General features: G+C 65.9%; 15 protein-coding genes. All 15 read left to right on the top strand.

The window, feature by feature from the left end; all coding sequences use genetic code 11:
• Nucleotides 1-531 precede the first annotated feature (531 nt).
• The 15 genes from HMPREF2914_RS22110 (at nucleotide 532) to HMPREF2914_RS22180 (ending at nucleotide 17923) form a co-directional block, all read left to right on the top strand.
• Entirely contained in the window at nucleotides 532-945 is a 414-nt protein-coding gene (locus HMPREF2914_RS22110; RefSeq protein ID WP_003090452.1) for an NADH-quinone oxidoreductase subunit A, read from the top strand.
• Nucleotides 946-955: 10 nt separating this feature from the next.
• The gene (locus HMPREF2914_RS22115; protein ID WP_003090455.1) at nucleotides 956-1633 is read left to right on the top strand and encodes a NuoB/complex I 20 kDa subunit family protein; all 678 of its coding nucleotides are present in this window, start codon (nucleotides 956-958) and stop codon (nucleotides 1631-1633) included.
• An 80-nt stretch (nucleotides 1634-1713) separates the two neighbouring features.
• Nucleotides 1714-3495: an NADH-quinone oxidoreductase subunit C/D gene (gene nuoC / locus HMPREF2914_RS22120; RefSeq protein ID WP_003090458.1), complete on the top strand. Its 1782-nt coding sequence runs from the start codon at nucleotides 1714-1716 to the stop codon at nucleotides 3493-3495.
• A 1-nt stretch (nucleotide 3496) separates the two neighbouring features.
• Entirely contained in the window at nucleotides 3497-3997 is a 501-nt protein-coding gene (gene nuoE, locus HMPREF2914_RS22125) for an NADH-quinone oxidoreductase subunit NuoE (protein WP_003090460.1), read from the top strand.
• Entirely contained in the window at nucleotides 3994-5340 is a 1347-nt protein-coding gene (nuoF, locus tag HMPREF2914_RS22130; protein ID WP_023091675.1) for an NADH-quinone oxidoreductase subunit NuoF, read from the top strand. The genes nuoE and nuoF overlap by 4 nt, the downstream gene beginning before the upstream one ends.
• Before the next feature lie 131 nt (nucleotides 5341-5471).
• On the top strand, nucleotides 5472-8189 hold the full coding sequence (gene nuoG / locus HMPREF2914_RS22135) for an NADH-quinone oxidoreductase subunit NuoG (RefSeq protein WP_003131098.1): 2718 nt from the start codon (nucleotides 5472-5474) through the stop codon (nucleotides 8187-8189).
• Nucleotides 8186-9181, top strand: coding sequence for an NADH-quinone oxidoreductase subunit NuoH (gene nuoH, locus HMPREF2914_RS22140; RefSeq protein WP_003090465.1), 996 nt, complete (start codon nucleotides 8186-8188; stop codon nucleotides 9179-9181). The genes nuoG and nuoH overlap by 4 nt, the downstream gene beginning before the upstream one ends.
• 11 nt (nucleotides 9182-9192) lie before the next feature.
• Entirely contained in the window at nucleotides 9193-9741 is a 549-nt protein-coding gene (gene nuoI, locus HMPREF2914_RS22145; protein WP_003090467.1) for an NADH-quinone oxidoreductase subunit NuoI, read from the top strand.
• A gap of 11 nt (nucleotides 9742-9752) precedes the next feature.
• A complete protein-coding gene (gene nuoJ / locus HMPREF2914_RS22150) occupies nucleotides 9753-10253 on the top strand; it encodes an NADH-quinone oxidoreductase subunit J (RefSeq protein WP_003090473.1) in 501 nt (166 codons plus the stop codon).
• A 45-nt stretch (nucleotides 10254-10298) separates the two neighbouring features.
• Nucleotides 10299-10607, top strand: a complete 309-nt coding sequence (gene nuoK / locus HMPREF2914_RS22155) for an NADH-quinone oxidoreductase subunit NuoK (protein ID WP_003090475.1) — start codon at nucleotides 10299-10301, stop codon at nucleotides 10605-10607.
• Nucleotides 10604-12451 (top strand): NADH-quinone oxidoreductase subunit L, encoded by a 1848-nt coding sequence (nuoL, locus tag HMPREF2914_RS22160; protein WP_003090477.1) that lies wholly within the window; start codon nucleotides 10604-10606, stop codon nucleotides 12449-12451. Before nuoK ends, nuoL begins: the two co-directional genes overlap by 4 nt.
• 27 nt (nucleotides 12452-12478) lie before the next feature.
• Nucleotides 12479-14008: an NADH-quinone oxidoreductase subunit M gene (gene nuoM / locus HMPREF2914_RS22165; protein ID WP_003090479.1), complete on the top strand. Its 1530-nt coding sequence runs from the start codon at nucleotides 12479-12481 to the stop codon at nucleotides 14006-14008.
• A 7-nt stretch (nucleotides 14009-14015) separates the two neighbouring features.
• Nucleotides 14016-15476 (top strand): NADH-quinone oxidoreductase subunit NuoN, encoded by a 1461-nt coding sequence (gene nuoN / locus HMPREF2914_RS22170; protein ID WP_003090482.1) that lies wholly within the window; start codon nucleotides 14016-14018, stop codon nucleotides 15474-15476.
• Between the two features lie 114 nt (nucleotides 15477-15590).
• On the top strand, nucleotides 15591-16400 hold the full coding sequence (locus HMPREF2914_RS22175; RefSeq protein WP_023091674.1) for a class I SAM-dependent methyltransferase: 810 nt from the start codon (nucleotides 15591-15593) through the stop codon (nucleotides 16398-16400).
• Between the two features lie 119 nt (nucleotides 16401-16519).
• Nucleotides 16520-17923, top strand: a complete 1404-nt coding sequence (locus tag HMPREF2914_RS22180; protein ID WP_023091673.1) for an RtcB family protein — start codon at nucleotides 16520-16522, stop codon at nucleotides 17921-17923.
• Nucleotides 17924-17939 lie beyond the last annotated feature (16 nt).

Genomic DNA, 17939 nt, shown 5'->3' on the forward strand with positions numbered 1-17939 from the left:
ATCCGTCACGAAGAACCGCGGGCGCAGCCCCAGGCGGCGCCACAGCCGGGTTGTCATGGTGCGGAAAGAAGAAAAACCGCCAGGCGCCCGGCCCGGAAAATATTCCCGGTTTAATGCAATAACGGATTGATCGCGAGTAATTACCAATAAAAGGGTAAACAATAGTAACGCGGCGAAGAATATATGTAGCGAAGTTATACGGATGCGACATTGCAAACGATATTCATTATCGTTTGAGGTCTTGCAAAGAGCCCTCCCCCACGCTTCGCGGCAATACGACCAAAAGCCAGCCAGGCCGCGCCATTTCTCGCAGAGACAGCATTCACGAGGCTTTCGGGGATTAACCAAAGCGCTGGAAAAAGCAGAGAAGCGTCTGTTTGTGTTAGAAAAATTTACTTGTCCGGCGCTTTGGGCATAAAATCGGAAAGATACATACAACCCTTAGCTCACTACGCAGCGGGTTGCACAAGAAGTCGGGCATTGCGCCCAGAACCCACGATCTTATATATCCGGTACAGAAGGAGTATCAGCATGCCAAACCCAGCTGAACTTGCAGCTCATCACTGGGGATTCGCTGCCTTCCTTCTAGGGGTCGTTGGCCTTCTCGCCTTCATGCTAGGGGTTTCGTCCCTGCTTGGCAGCAAGGCATTTGGTCGCAGCAAGAACGAACCCTTCGAATCCGGGATCGTCCCCACCGGAGGCGCACGCCTGCGTCTCTCGGCAAAATTCTATCTGGTCGCGATGCTCTTCGTGATCTTCGACGTCGAAGCCCTCTTCCTCTTCGCCTGGTCGGTGTCGGTTCGCGAAAGCGGCTGGGCCGGCCTGATCGAGGCAACCATTTTCATAGCAATTCTGTTGGCGGGTCTTGTCTATCTTTGGCGGATCGGTGCGCTCGATTGGGCTCCCGAAAGCCGTCGCAAGCGGCAGGCGAAGCTAAAACAATGAGGCTTTGGCGATGCAATACAAACTTACCCGGATCGATCCCGATGCGGCCAACGACCAATACCCGATAGGCGAACGGGAAACCGTAGCCGACCCGCTGGTCGAGGGCCAGGTTCACAAGAACATCTTCATGGGCAAGCTCGAGGATGTGCTGAACTCCACCGTCAACTGGGGTCGCAAGAACTCGCTCTGGCCCTATAACTTCGGGCTGTCGTGCTGCTACGTGGAGATGACCACCGCCTTCACCGCGCCGCACGATATCGCCCGCTTCGGCGCCGAAGTGATCCGGGCGTCGCCGCGCCAGGCCGATTTCATGGTCATCGCCGGCACCTGCTTCATCAAGATGGCCCCGGTCATCCAGCGCCTCTACGAGCAGATGCTCGAACCCAAGTGGGTCATCTCCATGGGCTCGTGCGCCAATTCCGGCGGCATGTACGACATCTATTCGGTGGTCCAGGGGGTCGACAAGTTCCTCCCCGTGGACGTCTACATCCCCGGCTGCCCGCCCCGTCCGGAGGCGTTCCTGCAAGGCCTGATGCTGCTGCAGGAATCCATCGGCCAGGAGCGCCGCCCGTTGTCCTGGGTCGTTGGCGACCAGGGGGTCTACCGCGCCGAAATGCCGGCCCAGAAAGACCTGAAACGCGAGCAGCGCATCCAGGTGACCAACCTGCGCAGCCCCGACGAAGTGTGATCCGGAACTCCCGGCCAGCCCCGCTGGCCGGCCGAGACCAGCCGCGTTCACCCCACCGTTGACCGAAAGCGACCGAGACCATGACTGCAGACTCCGCTCTGTACATCCCGCCTTACAAGGCAGACGACCAGGATATCGTCGTCGAACTGAATTCCCGCTTTGGCGCCGAGACCTTCACCGTCCAGCCCACCCGTACCGGCATGCCGGTGCTCTGGGTCCCGCGCGAAAGACTGATCGAAGTCCTGACCTTCCTCCGTCAGGTACCCAAGCCCTACGTGATGCTCTACGACCTGCACGGCGTCGACGAGCGGCTGCGCACCCATCGCCGCGGCCTGCCGAGCGCCGACTTCAGCGTGTTCTACCACCTGATGTCGCTGGAGCGTAATAGTGACGTGATGATCAAGGTCGCCTTGTCCGAGCGCGACCTCAACCTGCCCACCGCCACCCGTATCTGGCCCAACGCCAACTGGTACGAGCGCGAAGTGTGGGACATGTACGGCATCACCTTCACCGGCCACCCGCACCTGACCCGCATGCTGATGCCGCCGACCTGGCAGGGCCATCCGCTGCGCAAGGACTACCCGGCGCGCGCCACCGAGTTCGATCCCTACTCCCTGTCCGCCGCCAAGCAGGACCTGGAGCAGGAGGCCCTGCGCTTCAAGCCGGAAGACTGGGGCATGAAGCGCCACGGCGAGAACGAGGACTACATGTTCCTCAACCTCGGCCCGAACCACCCGTCCGCCCACGGTGCGTTCCGCATCATCCTGCAACTGGACGGCGAGGAGATCATCGACTGCGTCCCGGAGATCGGCTACCACCACCGCGGCGCCGAGAAGATGGCCGAGCGCCAGTCCTGGCACAGTTTCATCCCCTACACCGACCGCATCGACTACCTCGGCGGGGTGATGAACAACCTGCCCTACGTACTCTCGGTGGAGAAGCTCGCCGGGATCAAGGTGCCGCAGCGGGTCGACGTGATCCGGATCATGATGGCGGAGTTCTTCCGCATCCTGAACCACCTGCTGTACCTGGGCACCTATATCCAGGACGTCGGCGCCATGACCCCGGTGTTCTTCACCTTCACCGACCGCCAGCGCGCCTACAAGGTGGTCGAGGCCATCACCGGCTTCCGCCTGCACCCGGCCTGGTACCGCATCGGCGGCGTCGCCCACGACCTGCCGCGCGGCTGGGACAAGCTGGTCCGCGAGTTCCTCGACTGGATGCCCAAGCGCCTCGACGAGTACGAGACCGCGGCCCTGAAGAACAGCATCCTGCGCGGCCGGACCATCGGCGTCGCCCAGTACAACACCAAGGAAGCCCTCGAGTGGGGCACCACCGGCGCCGGCCTGCGCGCCACCGGTTGCGACTTCGACCTGCGCAAGGCCCGCCCCTACTCCGGCTACGAGAACTTCGAGTTCGAGGTACCGCTGGCCCACAACGGCGACGCCTACGACCGCTGCATGGTCAAGATGGGCGAGATGCGCCAGAGCCTGCGGATCATCGAACAGTGCCTGAAGAACATGCCGGAAGGCCCGTACAAGGCCGACCATCCGCTGACCACGCCGCCGCCGAAAGAACGCACGCTGCAACACATCGAAACCCTGATCACCCACTTCCTGCAGGTTTCCTGGGGCCCGGTCATGCCGGCCAACGAAGCCTTCCAGATGATCGAGGCGACCAAGGGTATCAACAGCTACTACCTGACCAGCGACGGCAGCACCATGAGCTACCGCACGCGTATCCGGACGCCCAGCTTCGCGCACCTGCAACAGATCCCCTCGGTGATCAACGGCAGCATGATCGCGGACCTGATCGCCTACCTGGGTAGCATCGATTTCGTTATGGCTGACGTGGACCGCTGACATGAGCCAGAGCAACCTGATTCAGACCGACCGTTTCGTCCTCAGCGAAACCGAGCGCTCGTCCATCGAGCATGAAATGCATCACTACGAGGACCCGCGCGCGGCGTCCATCGAAGCCCTGAAGATCGTCCAGAAGCAGCGCGGCTGGGTGCCGGACGGCGCCATCCCGGCGATCGGCGAGGTGCTGGGGATCCCGGCCAGCGACGTCGAAGGCGTCGCCACCTTCTATAGTCAGATATTCCGCCAGCCGGTGGGCCGCCACATCATCCGCGTCTGCGACAGCATGGTCTGCTACATCGGCGGCCACGAGTCGGTGGTCGGCGAGATCCAGAAGCAACTCGGCATCGGTCTCGGCCAGACTACCGCCGACGGACGCTTCACCCTGCTCCCGGTCTGCTGCCTGGGCAACTGCGACAAGGCCCCGGCGCTGATGATCGACGACGACACCCATGGCGACGTGCGTCCCGACGGTGTCGCCAAACTGCTGGAGGCCTACGTATGACCCTTACCTCCATTGGTCCGGCCAACCGCATGGCGCGTTCGGCGGAAACCCATCCGCTGACCTGGCGCCTGCGCGAAGACGCCCAGCCCATCTGGCTCGAGGAATATCAGAGCAAGGACGGCTATGCCGCGGCGCGCAAGGCGCTGACCCAGATGGCCCAGGACGACATCGTCCAGACCGTCAAGGACTCCGGCCTCAAGGGCCGCGGCGGCGCGGGCTTCCCCACCGGCGTGAAGTGGGGCCTGATGCCGAAGGACGAGTCGCTGAACATCCGCTACCTGCTGTGCAACGCGGACGAGATGGAGCCGAACACCTGGAAGGACCGCATGCTCATGGAGCAGCTGCCGCACCTGCTGGTGGAAGGCATGCTGATTTCCGCGCGTGCGTTGAAGGCCTACCGCGGCTACATCTTCCTGCGCGGCGAATACGTCGACGCGGCGCGCAACCTCAACCGCGCCATCGACGAAGCCAAGGCCGCCGGCCTGCTCGGCAAGAACATCCTCGGCAGCGGCTTCGATTTCGAGCTGTTCGTCCACACCGGTGCCGGCCGCTACATCTGCGGCGAAGAGACCGCGCTGATCAACTCGCTGGAAGGCCGCCGCGCCAACCCGCGTTCCAAGCCGCCCTTCCCCGCCGCCGTCGGCGTCTGGGGCAAGCCGACCTGCGTGAACAACGTGGAGACGCTGTGCAACGTGCCGGCCATCGTCGGCAACGGCGTGGACTGGTACAAGACCCTGGCCCGCCCCGGCAGCGAAGACATGGGCACCAAGCTGATGGGCTTCTCCGGCAAGGTGAAGAACCCCGGCCTGTGGGAACTGCCGTTCGGCGTCAGCGCCCGCGAGCTGTTCGAGGACTACGCCGGCGGCATGCGCGACGGCTTCCAGCTCAAGGCCTGGCAGCCCGGCGGCGCCGGTACCGGCTTCCTGCTCCCGGAGCACCTGGATGCGCAGATGTTCGCCGGCGGCATCGCCAAGGTCGGCACCCGGATGGGCACCGGCCTGGCCATGGCGGTGGACGACAGCATCAACATGGTTTCCCTGCTGCGCAACATGGAAGAGTTCTTCGCCCGCGAGTCCTGCGGCTGGTGCACCCCCTGCCGCGACGGCCTGCCGTGGAGCGTAAAGCTGCTGCGCGCCCTAGAGCGTGGCGAAGGCCAGCCCGGCGACCTCGAGACCCTCGAGCAACTGGTCAACTTCCTCGGCCCAGGCAAGACCTTCTGCGCCCATGCGCCGGGAGCCGTCGAGCCGCTGGGCAGCGCCCTCAAGTATTTCCGTGCCGAATTCGAGGCGGGCATCTCCCGCCAGCCTTCGGCCGCGCCGCGCCCGGCAACGGTCGGCGCCTGATGCTTTGCAGCCGGACGGCCAGCCGTCCGGCGATGTTTCGTCGTCGTGCCGCGGCCCGGCCGCAGGCCCGACGGAACCGTGAGTTTCTATTAGCCACGCCCGCTGACAACGGGCCAACGAAGACTTGAACCATGGCCACTATCCACGTAGACGGCAAGACGCTCGAAGTCGATGGTGCAGACAACCTCCTGCAGGCCTGTCTGTCCCTCGGTCTCGACATTCCCTACTTCTGCTGGCACCCGGCGCTCGGTAGCGTCGGCGCCTGCCGCCAGTGCGCGGTGAAGCAGTACACCGACGAGAACGACAAGCGTGGTCGCCTCGTCATGTCCTGCATGACCCCCGCCACCGACAACACCTGGATCTCCATCGAAGACGAAGAGGCCAAGCAGTTCCGCGCCAGCGTCGTCGAATGGCTGATGACCAACCACCCGCACGACTGCCCGGTGTGCGAGGAAGGCGGTCACTGCCACCTGCAGGACATGACGGTGATGACCGGCCACAACGAGCGCCGGTACCGCTTCACCAAGCGCACCCACCAGAACCAGGAACTCGGCCCGTTCATCGCCCACGAGATGAACCGCTGCATCGCCTGCTACCGCTGCGTGCGCTACTACAAGGACTACGCCGGCGGCACCGACCTCGGCGTCTACGGCGCCCACGACAACGTCTACTTCGGACGGGTCGAGGACGGCGTGCTGGAAAGCGAGTTCTCCGGCAACCTCACCGAGGTCTGCCCCACCGGCGTGTTCACCGACAAGACCCACTCCGAGCGCTACAACCGCAAGTGGGACATGCAGTTCGCCCCGAGCATCTGCCACGGCTGCTCCAGCGGCTGCAACATCAGCCCCGGCGAGCGCTACGGCGAGATCCGCCGCATCGAGAACCGCTACAACGGCTCGGTCAACCACTACTTCCTCTGCGACCGCGGTCGCTTCGGCTACGGCTACGTCAACCGCGAAGACCGTCCGCGCCAGCCGCTGCTGGTGCTGAGCAAGCAGAAGCTGAGCCTGGACGGCGCCCTCGACCAGGCCGCCGCCCTGCTGAAGGAGCGCAAGGTGGTCGGCATCGGTTCGCCGCGCGCCAGCCTGGAAAGCAACTTCGCCCTGCGCGAGCTGGTTGGCGAAGGCAACTTCTACAGCGGCATCAACGAAGGCGAGCTCGACCGCCTGCGCCTGATCCTGCAGGTCATGCAGGAAGGCCCGCTGCCGGTGCCGAGCATCCGCGACATCGAGGACCACGACGCGGTCTTCGTCCTCGGCGAGGACCTGACCCAGACCGCCGCCCGCATCGCCCTGGCCCTGCGCCAGTCGGTGAAGGGCAAGGCCGTCGAGATGGCCGCCGACATGAAGGTCCAGCCGTGGCTCGACGCCGCGGTGAAGAACATCGCCCAGCATGCGCAGAACCCGCTGTTCATCGCCAGCGTCAGCGCGACCCGCCTCGACGACGTGGCCGAGGAAACCGTCCACGCCGCGCCGGACGATCTCGCTCGCCTCGGCTTCGCCGTGGCCCACGCGATCGACCCAAGCGCCCCGTCCGTGGCCGACCTCGACCCGCAGGCCCAGGCCTTCGCCCAGCGCATCGCCGATGCCCTGCTGGCGGCCAAGCGTCCGCTGGTAGTGTCCGGCAACTCGCTGGGCAACAAGGCATTGATCGAAGCCGCGGCGAACATCGCCAAGGCCCTCAAGCAGCGCGAGAAGAACGGTTCCATCAGCCTGGTGGTCGGCGAAGCCAACAGCCTCGGCCTGGCGCTCTTCGGCGGCGACTCCGTGGAAGCCGCGCTCGAGCGACTGACCTCCGGACAGGCCGACGCCGTGGTGGTGCTGGAGAACGATCTCTACCGCCGCACCGACGCCGCCCGTGTCGACGCAGCCCTGGCGGCGGCCAGGGTGGTGATCGTCGCCGATCACCAGCAGACCGCCACCACCGCCAAGGCGCACCTGGTGCTGCCGGCGGCCAGCTTCGCCGAAGGCGACGGCACCCTGGTCAGCCAGGAAGGCCGCGCCCAGCGCTTCTTCCAGGTGTTCGACCCGACCTACTACGACGCCAGGAACATGGTCCGCGAGGGCTGGCGCTGGCTGCATGCGATCCACAGCACCCTGCAAGGCAAGCGCGTCGACTGGACCCAGCTGGACCACGTCACCGAAGCCGTGGCCGAGGCCAAGCCGATCCTGGCCGGTATCCGCGACGCCGCACCGGCCGCCTCGTTCCGCATCAAGGGCCTCAAGCTGGCCCGCGAACCGCACCGCTACAGCGGGCGCACCGCCATGCGCGCCAACATCAGCGTGCACGAGCCGCGCACCCCGCAGGACATCGACTCGGCGTTCGCCTTCTCCATGGAAGGCTACTCCGGCAGCCAGGAAGACCGTCAGCAGATCCCGTTCGCCTGGTCGCCGGGCTGGAACTCGCCGCAGGCCTGGAACAAGTTCCAGGACGAGGTCGGCGGCCACCTGCGCGCCGGCGACCCCGGCGTGCGCCTGATCGAACCGAAGGGCGAAGGCCTCGACTGGTTCCAGGCCGTGCCGGTGCCGTTCAGCGCCAAGGCCGACAGCTGGAAGGTAGTGCCTCTGTACCACCTGTTCGGTAGCGAGGAAAACAGCTCGCGGGCCGCGCCGATCCAGCAGCGCATCCCGGAGACCTACGTCGCCCTGTCCAAGGAAGACGCGGACCGCCTCGGCGTCAACGACGGCGCGACCCTCGGCTTCCAGCTCAAGGGCCAGGCCCTGCGCCTGCCGCTGCGCATCGATGAACAACTCGGCGCCGGCCTGATCGGCCTGCCGGTCGGCTTCGCCGGCATCCCGGCGGCGATCGCCGGCTGCTCCGTGGAAGGTCTGCAGGAGGCTGCACAATGAGTTGGCTGACTCCCGCTCTGGTCACCATCATCCTCACCGTGGTCAAGGCCATCGTGGTGCTGCTCGCCGTGGTCATCTGCGGCGCCCTGCTCAGTTGGGTCGAGCGCCGCCTGCTCGGCCTCTGGCAGGACCGCTACGGCCCCAACCGGGTCGGTCCGTTCGGTGCGTTCCAGCTCGGCGCGGACATGGTCAAGATGTTCTTCAAGGAGGACTGGACCCCGCCGTTCGCCGACAAGATGATCTTCACCCTGGCCCCGGTGATCGCGATGGGCGCCCTGCTCGTCGCCTTCGCCATCGTGCCGATCACCCCCACCTGGGGCGTGGCGGACCTGAACATCGGCATCCTGTTCTTCTTCGCCATGGCCGGCCTGACGGTGTACGCCGTGCTGTTCGCCGGCTGGTCGAGCAACAACAAGTTCGCCCTGCTCGGCAGCCTGCGCGCCTCGGCCCAGACCATCTCCTACGAGGTGTTCCTGGCCCTGTCGCTGATGGGCATCGTCGCCCAGGTCGGCTCGTTCAACATGCGCGACATCGTCCAGTACCAGATCGACAACGTCTGGTTCATCATTCCGCAGTTCTTCGGCTTCTGCACCTTCATCATCGCCGGCGTCGCCGTGACCCACCGTCACCCGTTCGACCAGCCGGAAGCGGAGCAGGAACTGGCGGACGGCTACCACATCGAGTACGCCGGGATGAAATGGGGCATGTTCTTCGTCGGCGAGTACATCGGCATCGTGCTGGTCTCGGCGCTGCTGGCGACCCTGTTCTTCGGCGGCTGGCACGGTCCGTTCCTGGACACCCTGCCCTGGCTGTCGTTCTTCTACTTCGCCGCCAAGACCGGCTTCTTCATCATGCTCTTCATCCTGATCCGCGCCTCGCTGCCGCGTCCGCGCTATGACCAGGTGATGGCGTTCAGCTGGAAGGTGTGCCTGCCGCTGACCCTGATCAACCTGCTGGTGACCGGCGCGCTCGTGCTGGCCGCGGCCCAGTAAGGAGAACCACCGTGATCAAAGAAATCATCAACGTCGTGCATGGCACCTTCACCCAGCTTCGCAGCCTGGTGATGATCTTCGGCCATGCCTTCCGCAAGCGCGATACCCTGCAATACCCCGAAGAGCCGGTCTACCTGCCACCGCGCTATCGTGGCCGGATCGTCCTGACCCGCGACCCCGACGGCGAGGAACGCTGCGTAGCCTGCAACCTGTGCGCCGTGGCCTGTCCGGTTGGCTGCATCTCCCTGCAGAAGGCCGAGACCGAGGACGGTCGCTGGTATCCGGAGTTCTTCCGCATCAACTTCTCGCGCTGCATCTTCTGCGGCCTGTGCGAGGAAGCCTGCCCGACCACCGCGATCCAGCTCACCCCGGACTTCGAGATGGGCGAGTTCAAGCGCCAGGACCTGGTCTACGAGAAGCACGACCTGCTGATCTCCGGGCCGGGCAAGAACCCGGACTACAACTACTACCGCGTTGCGGGGATGGCGATCGCCGGCAAGCCGAAAGGCGCCGCGCAGAACGAAGCCGAACCGATCAACGTGAAAAGCCTGCTGCCATAAGGAGACGTCGCGTGGAATTCGCTTTCTATTTCGCTGCCGGCGTCGCCGTACTGGCCACGCTGCGGGTCATCACCAACAGCAACCCGGTGCATGCCCTGCTCTACCTGATCATTTCCCTGCTGGCCATCTCGATGACCTTCTTCAGCCTCGGCGCACCCTTCGCCGGAGCCCTGGAGATCATCGTCTACGCTGGCGCCATCATGGTTCTGTTCGTCTTCGTGGTGATGATGCTCAACCTCGGCCCGGCCGTGGTCGAGCAGGAGCGCAAGTGGCTCACGCCCGGCATCTGGGTCGGGCCTTCGGCCCTGGCCCTGGTCCTGCTGGTGGAACTGCTGGTGGTCCTCGCCCGCACCCCGAGCGGTGCCGGCATCGGCCATACCACGGTAGACGCCAAGGCGGTCGGCATCAGCCTCTACGGCCCGTACCTGCTGGTGGTCGAACTGGCCTCCATGCTGTTGCTCGCGGCCCTGGTCGCTGCCTATCACCTGGGTCGTCAAGACGCCAAACAATAAAGGTTCGGCGGGCGCCCTGCGCCCGCCCCAAGGGAACGTAACGCTATGAACGCAATACCACTGGAACACGGCCTGGCCCTCGCCAGCGTCCTGTTCGCCCTCGGACTGGTCGGCTTGATGGTGCGACGCAACATCCTGTTCGTACTGATGAGCCTGGAAGTGATGATGAACGCCGCCGCCCTCGCCTTCGTGGTCGCCGGCAGCCGCTGGGGCCAGCCCGACGGCCAGGTGATGTTCATCCTGGTGCTGAGCCTCGCGGCCGCCGAAGCGAGCATCGGCCTGGCGATCCTGCTGCAACTGTATCGCCGCTTCCACACCCTCGATATCGACGCTGCCAGCGAGATGCGCGGATGAACCTTCTACCTCTTACCTTCCTGTTCCCCCTGGTCGGCTTCCTGCTGCTGTCGTTCTCCCGCGGCAGGTGGTCGGAAAACCTTTCGGCGCTGGTCGGCGTCGGCTCGGTCGGCCTCTCCGCCCTGAGCGCGGCCTGGGCCATCTTCAGCTTCCACAGCAGTCCGCCGGAAGGCGGCGCCTACAGCCTGGTGCTGTGGCAGTGGATGGCGGCCGGCGACTTCAGCACCAACTTCACCCTGTACCTGGACGGCCTCTCGGTAACCATGCTCGGCGTGGTTACCGGCGTCGGCTTCCTGATCCACCTGTTCGCCTCCTGGTACATGCGTGGCGAAACCGGCTATTCGCGCTTCTTCGCCTACACCAACCTGTTCATTGCCAGCATGCTGTTCCTGGTGCTGGGCGACAACCTGCTGTTCCTCTACTTCGGCTGGGAAGGCGTGGGCCTGTGCAGCTACCTGCTGATCGGCTTCTACTACAGCAATCGCAACAACGGTAACGCGGCGCTCAAGGCATTCATCGTCACCCGCGTCGGCGACGTGTTCATGGCTTTCGGCCTGTTCATCCTGTTCCAGCAGTTCGGCACCCTGAACATCCAGGAGCTGCTGGTGCTGGCGCCGCAGAAGTTCCCGGAAGGCAACCTCTGGCTGACCCTGGCGACCCTGGCCCTGCTCGGCGGCGCGGTCGGCAAGTCCGCCCAACTGCCGCTGCAGACCTGGCTGGCCGACGCCATGGCCGGCCCGACCCCGGTCTCCGCGCTGATCCACGCCGCCACCATGGTGACCGCCGGCGTCTACCTGATCGCCCGTTGCCACGGCCTGTTCACCCTGGCCCCGGACATCCTCGAACTGGTCGGCATCGTCGGCGCGGTGACCCTGGTCCTGGCCGGCTTCGCCGCCCTGGTGCAGACCGATATCAAGCGCATCCTCGCCTACTCGACCATGAGCCAGATCGGCTACATGTTCCTCGCCCTCGGCGTCGGCGCCTGGGACGCGGCGATCTTCCACCTGATGACCCACGCCTTCTTCAAGGCCCTGCTGTTCCTCGCCTCGGGCGCGGTGATCATCGCCTGCCACCACGAGCAGAACATCTTCAAGATGGGCGGCTTGTGGAAGAAGCTGCCGCTGGCCTACGCCAGCTTCGTGGTCGGCGGCGCGGCGCTGGCCGCCCTGCCCTTCCTCACCGCGGGCTTCTACTCCAAGGACGAGATCCTCTGGGAGGCCTTCGCCAGCGGCCATCGCGAACTGCTGATCGCCGGCCTGGTGGGTGCGTTCCTGACCTCGATCTACACCTTCCGCCTGATCTTCGTCGCCTTCCACGGCGAGCCGAAGACCGAAGCCCACGCCGGCCACGGGATTTCCCACTGGTTGCCGCTCAGCGTGCTGATCGTCCTGTCGACCTTCGTCGGCGCCCTGATCACCCCGCCGCTGGCTGGCGTCCTGCCGGAAAGCGTCGGCCACGCCGGTGGCGAAGCCAAGCACAGCCTGGAACTGGCCTCGGGCGCCATCGCCATCGCCGGCATCCTGCTGGCCGGCCTGCTGTTCCTCGGCCAGCGCCGCTTCGTCAGCGCCCTGGCGAAGAGCGCCCCGGGTCGCTTCTTCGGTACCTGGTGGTACCACGCCTGGGGCTTCGACTGGCTGTACGACAAGCTGTTCGTGAAACCCTACCTGCTGCTCTGCCAATTGCTGGGGCGCGACCCCATCGACCGTACCCTGGGCGTCGTTCCGTTCAGCGTGCGCGGCGGACACAACCTCCTCAGCCTCACCGAGAACGGCCGCCTGCGCTGGTACGCCGCTTCCCTGGTGGGTGGCGCCGCCATCCTGCTCGGCGCGCTGCTGCTGGCCTAACGAATTCACGGAGAGACTGAGCCTGTCATGATTCTGCCCTGGCTAATCCTGATCCCCTTCATCGGCGGTTTCCTCTGCTGGATCGCCGAACACAGCAGCAAGACCCTGCCCCGCTGGATCGCGCTGCTTTCGATGACCCTGGTCCTGATCCTGAGCCTGTGGATCTGGGCCACCGGCGACTTCCAGCTGGCGCCCGCGCCCGGCGGCGAGCCGGAATGGACCCTGCAATTCAAGGTGCTGTGGATCGAGCGTCTCGGCATCAGCGTCCACCTGGCGATGGATGGCCTGTCGCTGCTGATGGTCGCCCTCACCGGCCTGCTCGGCGTGCTCTCGGTCCTCTGCTCGTGGAACGAGATCCAGCGCCGCATCGGCTTCTTCCATCTGAACCTGCTGTGGATCCTGGGCGGTGTGATCGGCGTGTTCCTCGCCATCGACCTGTTCCTGTTCTTCTTCTTCTGGGAAATGATGCTGGTGCCGATGTACTTCCTCATCGCGCTGTGGGGACACAGCTCCGATGACGGCAAGAAGACCCGCATCTACGCCGCCACCAAGTTCTTCATCTTCACCCAGGCCAGCGGCCTGGTGATGCTGGTGGCGATCCTCGGCCTGGTGTTCGTCAACTTCAATGCCACCGGCGTGATCACCTTCGACTACGCCACCCTGCTGAAGACCCAGCTGAGCCCCCACGTGGAATGGCTGCTGATGCTCGGCTTCTTCGTCGCCTTCGCAGTGAAGATGCCAGTGGTGCCGGTGCATTCCTGGCTGCCGGACGCCCACGCCCAGGCGCCCACCGCCGGCTCCGTGGACCTCGCCGGCATCCTCCTGAAGACCGCCGCCTACGGCCTGATCCGCTTCGCCCTGCCGCTGTTCCCCAACGCCTCGGCGGAATTCGCGCCGATCGCCATGTGGCTCGGCATCATCGGCATCTTCTACGGTGCCCTGCTGTCCTTCGCGCAGACCGACATCAAGCGCCTGGTCGCCTACTCCAGCGTTTCGCACATGGGCTTCGTGATGATCGGCATCTACTCCGGCAGCCAGGTCGCGCTGCAGGGCGTGGTGGTACAGATGATCGCCCACGGCCTCTCCGCCGCGGCGCTGTTCATCCTCTGCGGCCAGCTCTACGAGCGCCTGCATACCCGCGACATGCGCAAGATGGGCGGCCTGTGGTCGCGCATGCCCTACCTGCCGGCGATCAGCCTGTTCTTCGCCTCGGCGTCGCTGGGCCTGCCCGGCACCGGCAACTTCGTCGGCGAGTTCCTGATCCTGATCGGCGCCTTCAAGGTGGTCCCGGTGATCATCGTGATCGCCACCTTCGGCCTGGTCTTCGCCTCGGTCTACTCGCTGATCATGATCCACCGCGCCTACTTCGGACCCAGCCAGTCCGACGAGCCGATCCTCGGCCTCGACGCCCGCGAACTGAGCATGGTGCTCGGCCTGGCGGTCCTGCTGGTCCTGCTCGGGGTCTACCCGCAGCCGGTGCTGGACATCTCCGCGGCCAGCATGCACGGCGTGCAGCAATGGCTGGGCGCAGCCCTTTCCACCCTTGCAGGACGGTAGTCGCGAAATGACCTTTACGATCCAACACTTCATCGCGCTCCTGCCACTGCTGATCACCAGCGCCACCCTGGTGGTGGTGATGCTGGCGGTAGCCTGGAAACGCAATCACTCGTTCACCGCCACTCTCTCGGTGATCGGCCTCAACCTGGCCCTGCTGTCGCTGCTGCCGGTCCTCGGCGTCACCCCGATCGAGGTGACCCCGCTGGTGCTGGTGGACAACTACGCCTGCTTCTACATGGCCCTGGTGCTGGTCTCCGCCCTGGCCTGCGTGACCCTCGCCCACGCCTACATGGAAAGCTATCCGGGTAACCGCGAAGAGCTGTACCTGCTCCTGCTGCTGGCCACCGCCGGCGGCCTGGTGCTGGTCAGCGCGCAGCACCTGGCCAGCCTGTTCATCGGCCTGGAGCTGCTCTCGGTCCCGGTCTACGGGATGGTCGCCTACGCCTTCTTCAACAAGCGCTCGCTGGAAGCCGGCATCAAGTACACCGTGCTCTCGGCCGCCGGCTCCGCCTTCCTGCTGTTCGGCATGGCCCTGCTCTACGCCGAGTCCGGTACCCTGGGCTTCGCCGGCCTTGGCGCCAAGGTCGCCGAGCATGTGCTGAGCGGTCCGCTGGTCAGCGTTGGCGTCGGCATGATGCTGGTCGGCCTGGGCTTCAAGCTGTCGCTGGTGCCCTTCCACCTGTGGACCCCGGATGTCTACGAAGGCGCCCCGGCGCCGGTCTCGGCGTTCCTCGCCACCGCCAGCAAGGTCGCGGTGTTCGCCGTGCTGCTGCGGCTGTTCCAGATCGCCCCGGCGGCCCTGGACAACCAACTGCTGAACATCTCCCTGAGCGTCATCGCGGTCGCCTCGATCCTCTTCGGCAACCTGCTGGCACTGACCCAGAGCAACATCAAGCGCCTGCTCGGCTACTCGTCCATCGCCCACCTGGGCTACCTGCTGGTCGCCCTGATCGCCAGCAAGGGCATGGCCGTGGAAGCGGTCGGCGTCTACCTGGCCACCTACGTACTGACCTCCCTCGGCGCGTTCGGCGTGATCACCCTGATGTCCACCCCGTACAGCGGCCGCGACGCCGATGCGCTGTTCGAGTACCGCGGCCTGTTCTGGCGCCGGCCGGTGCTGACCGCGGTGATGACCGTGATGATGCTGTCGCTGGCAGGCATCCCGCTGACCGCCGGCTTCATCGGCAAGTTCTACGTGATCGCGGTCGGCGTCGAGTCGCACCTGTGGTGGCTGATCGGCGCCCTGGTGCTGGGCAGCGCCATCGGCCTGTACTACTACCTGCGGGTCATGGTCACCCTGTTCCTGGTCGAGCCCGGCATCCGCCAGCACGACGCACCGTTCAACTGGGGCCAGCGCGCCGGCGGCATCATGCTGGTGGCCATCGCCCTGCTGGCGTTCTTCCTCGGCGTCTACCCGCAGCCGCTGCTGGAAATCCTCCAGCATTCCGGCCTGGCCCTCGCCGGCTGAGTCGCCCGCTCCACGAAAACCCCGCCTCGGCGGGGTTTTTCTTTGGCCCGCCCCACGCACCCTCCCCCGCTGCCGTGGCATGCTCCGCGCTCCATGGATGAACCCGGAGGCCTCATGCCCACCTTCCACGATATCGACGTCCTGCGACACAACAGCGCCAGTTGGGACGCCCAGGCCGCCCGTGACTGCGAATGGTCGCGACCGGTCAGCGCCGAGGAGGTCACCGCCGCACGCCGCGGCGACTGGGCGGTGAAGCTGACCCCGGGCGCGTTACCCACTCACTGGCTGGGCGACGTACGCGGCCGCGAGATCCTCTGCCTGGCCTCGGCCGGCGGCCAGCAAGCGCCGATCCTTGCCGCCGCCGGCGCACGGGTCACGCTGTTCGACGCCTCGGCGGGACAGCTGGACAAGGACCGCCAGGTCGCCGCCCGCGACCGCCTCGAACTGGCCTGCGTGCAGGGCGACATGCGCGACCTCTCGACCTTCGCCGATGCCTCCTTCGACCTGGTCTTCAATCCCATCTCCAATCTCTACGTCGACGATGTCCTGCCGGTCTGGCGCGAATGCGCGCGGGTGCTGCGGCCGGGCGGCAAGCTGCTGGCGAGCTTCTACAACCCGGCGCTGTTCATCGAGGACCGCTCGCCGGAACTGGCAGAGCAGGGCCTGATCCGGCCGCGACATCGCCTGCCCTACTCCGACCTGGAAAGCCTCTCCGCCGAAGCCCTCGCGGCGAAGCGCGAGAAAGGCGAAGCCCTGGTGTTCGGCCATAGCCTGACCCAGCAGATCGCCGGCCAGCTCGCCGCCGGCCTGCTGCTGCAGGATTTCTACGAAGACTGGCAACCGCACCCGCGCTTCGTCATCGACCGCTTCATGCCGACCTTCCTCGCCACCTGCGCGCTCAAGCCGAAGTCCGCCGCCGGTTGACAGCGGCGCGCGCGGACCTTAGAGTCCGCGCTCCCTTCCCGCCTGTGCTGCTGAGCGGAAAGACGCCAGCCTCCGGTTTCCACCGGACGGCTTCGCATCGTCTGTAGAGCGGCACTGTCATGTCCAAACATTCCCGGCTTGAAAAAGCCTTCCTGCGCAGCGGCATCCTCGTCGACCGCCAGCAGGACATCGTCACCCTCACCCGTCGTCACGACGGTACTTCGGCCCAGGTCCTGCTGCCCGCTAGCTTCGCGCTGGAGGAAAAGGCCGTGCGCCAGTTGCTCGACTTCGCCTCGGTCCAGGCGCCCGGCGACACCGGGCACGTCTGCAAGGCCTGCGCCACGCCGGACTTCCATCCCGGTAGCATCGCCCCGGTCGGCTCCATCGTCGCCAGTACGGCGGACTTCGTCATTCCCGCTGCCATCGGCACCGACATCAATTGCGGCATGCGCCTGCTGCGTACCGGCCTGACCCTGTCCAGCGCCGAGGAGCACAGGCAAGCCCTGGTCGCCGGCCTGACCCACGTCCTGCTGCGTAACGGCCGCGACGTACCATTGCGGGTCCAGGCGTTCGAAGCGCTGTTCGCCGAAAGCCCCGGGCACTGCCTGGAGCGTCTCAGCGAAGACGGCCTGTGGGCCGAGGTCGACCAAGCGCGGCTGTTCCGCGAGCTACAGGGCTGCATCGGCCTGGATGAATTCGGCGGGCGTCTCGAGTATGCCCCCGAGGCCTTGCGCGATCGCCGCCGCAGCCTGATCCGCGATCCCGGCCTGGGTACCACCGGTTCCGGCAATCACTTCGTCGAGTTGCAGGTGGTGGACCGCCTGCTCGACCGCCACCAGGCCTTCGCCCTGGGCCTCAGGGCCGACGAACTGGTGGTGATGATCCACAGCGGCTCGCGCGATGTCGGCTTCCACGTCGGCCAGCGCTGGATGGACCGTGCCCGCACCGCCTGGCCGCGCGGCCGACGCCACCCCGCGTCCGGCCTCTACGCGCTGGGCGGCGAGCTGGCCGGAGAATACCTCCAGGCCATGGGTGGCGCTGCGCGCTATGCCTGGCTGAACCGGGTGGTGCTGGCGGAGCTGGTGCGCAAGGTCTTGCGCGAGACCTTCCAGCGCGACGACAGCGCCCTGCTGGTGGACGTCCCGCACAACGTGGTGCTCCAGGAACAGGGCCTGAATCTCCACCGCAAGGGCGCCACGCCGGCCCGCCAGGGCGACCTGCTGCTGATTCCCGGCTCGATGGGCGACTACTCGTACATCGCCAGCGGCCTGGGCCACCCGGACTGGCTATGGTCCTGCAGCCATGGGGCCGGCCGCAGCATCCGCCGGCAGGCGCTACGAGCGCTGAAAGGCCCGGGCGACAGCGCGCTGCCCTGGCACTGTGTGACCCTCCGTGAGGAGCGCCGCATCGAAGAGGCCCCGGGCGCCTACAAGCCGGTGGGGCCGGTGATCGATACCCAGGAGCGTGCCGGGCTGATCCGGCCGCTGGTGCGCTTGCGTCCGTGGCTGACCTTCAAGGCCTGAAACGAACAAGCCCCGC

The organism is Pseudomonas sp. HMSC067G02, assembly GCF_001813485.1.
In the GTDB taxonomy this organism is placed as follows: domain Bacteria; phylum Pseudomonadota; class Gammaproteobacteria; order Pseudomonadales; family Pseudomonadaceae; genus Pseudomonas; species Pseudomonas aeruginosa.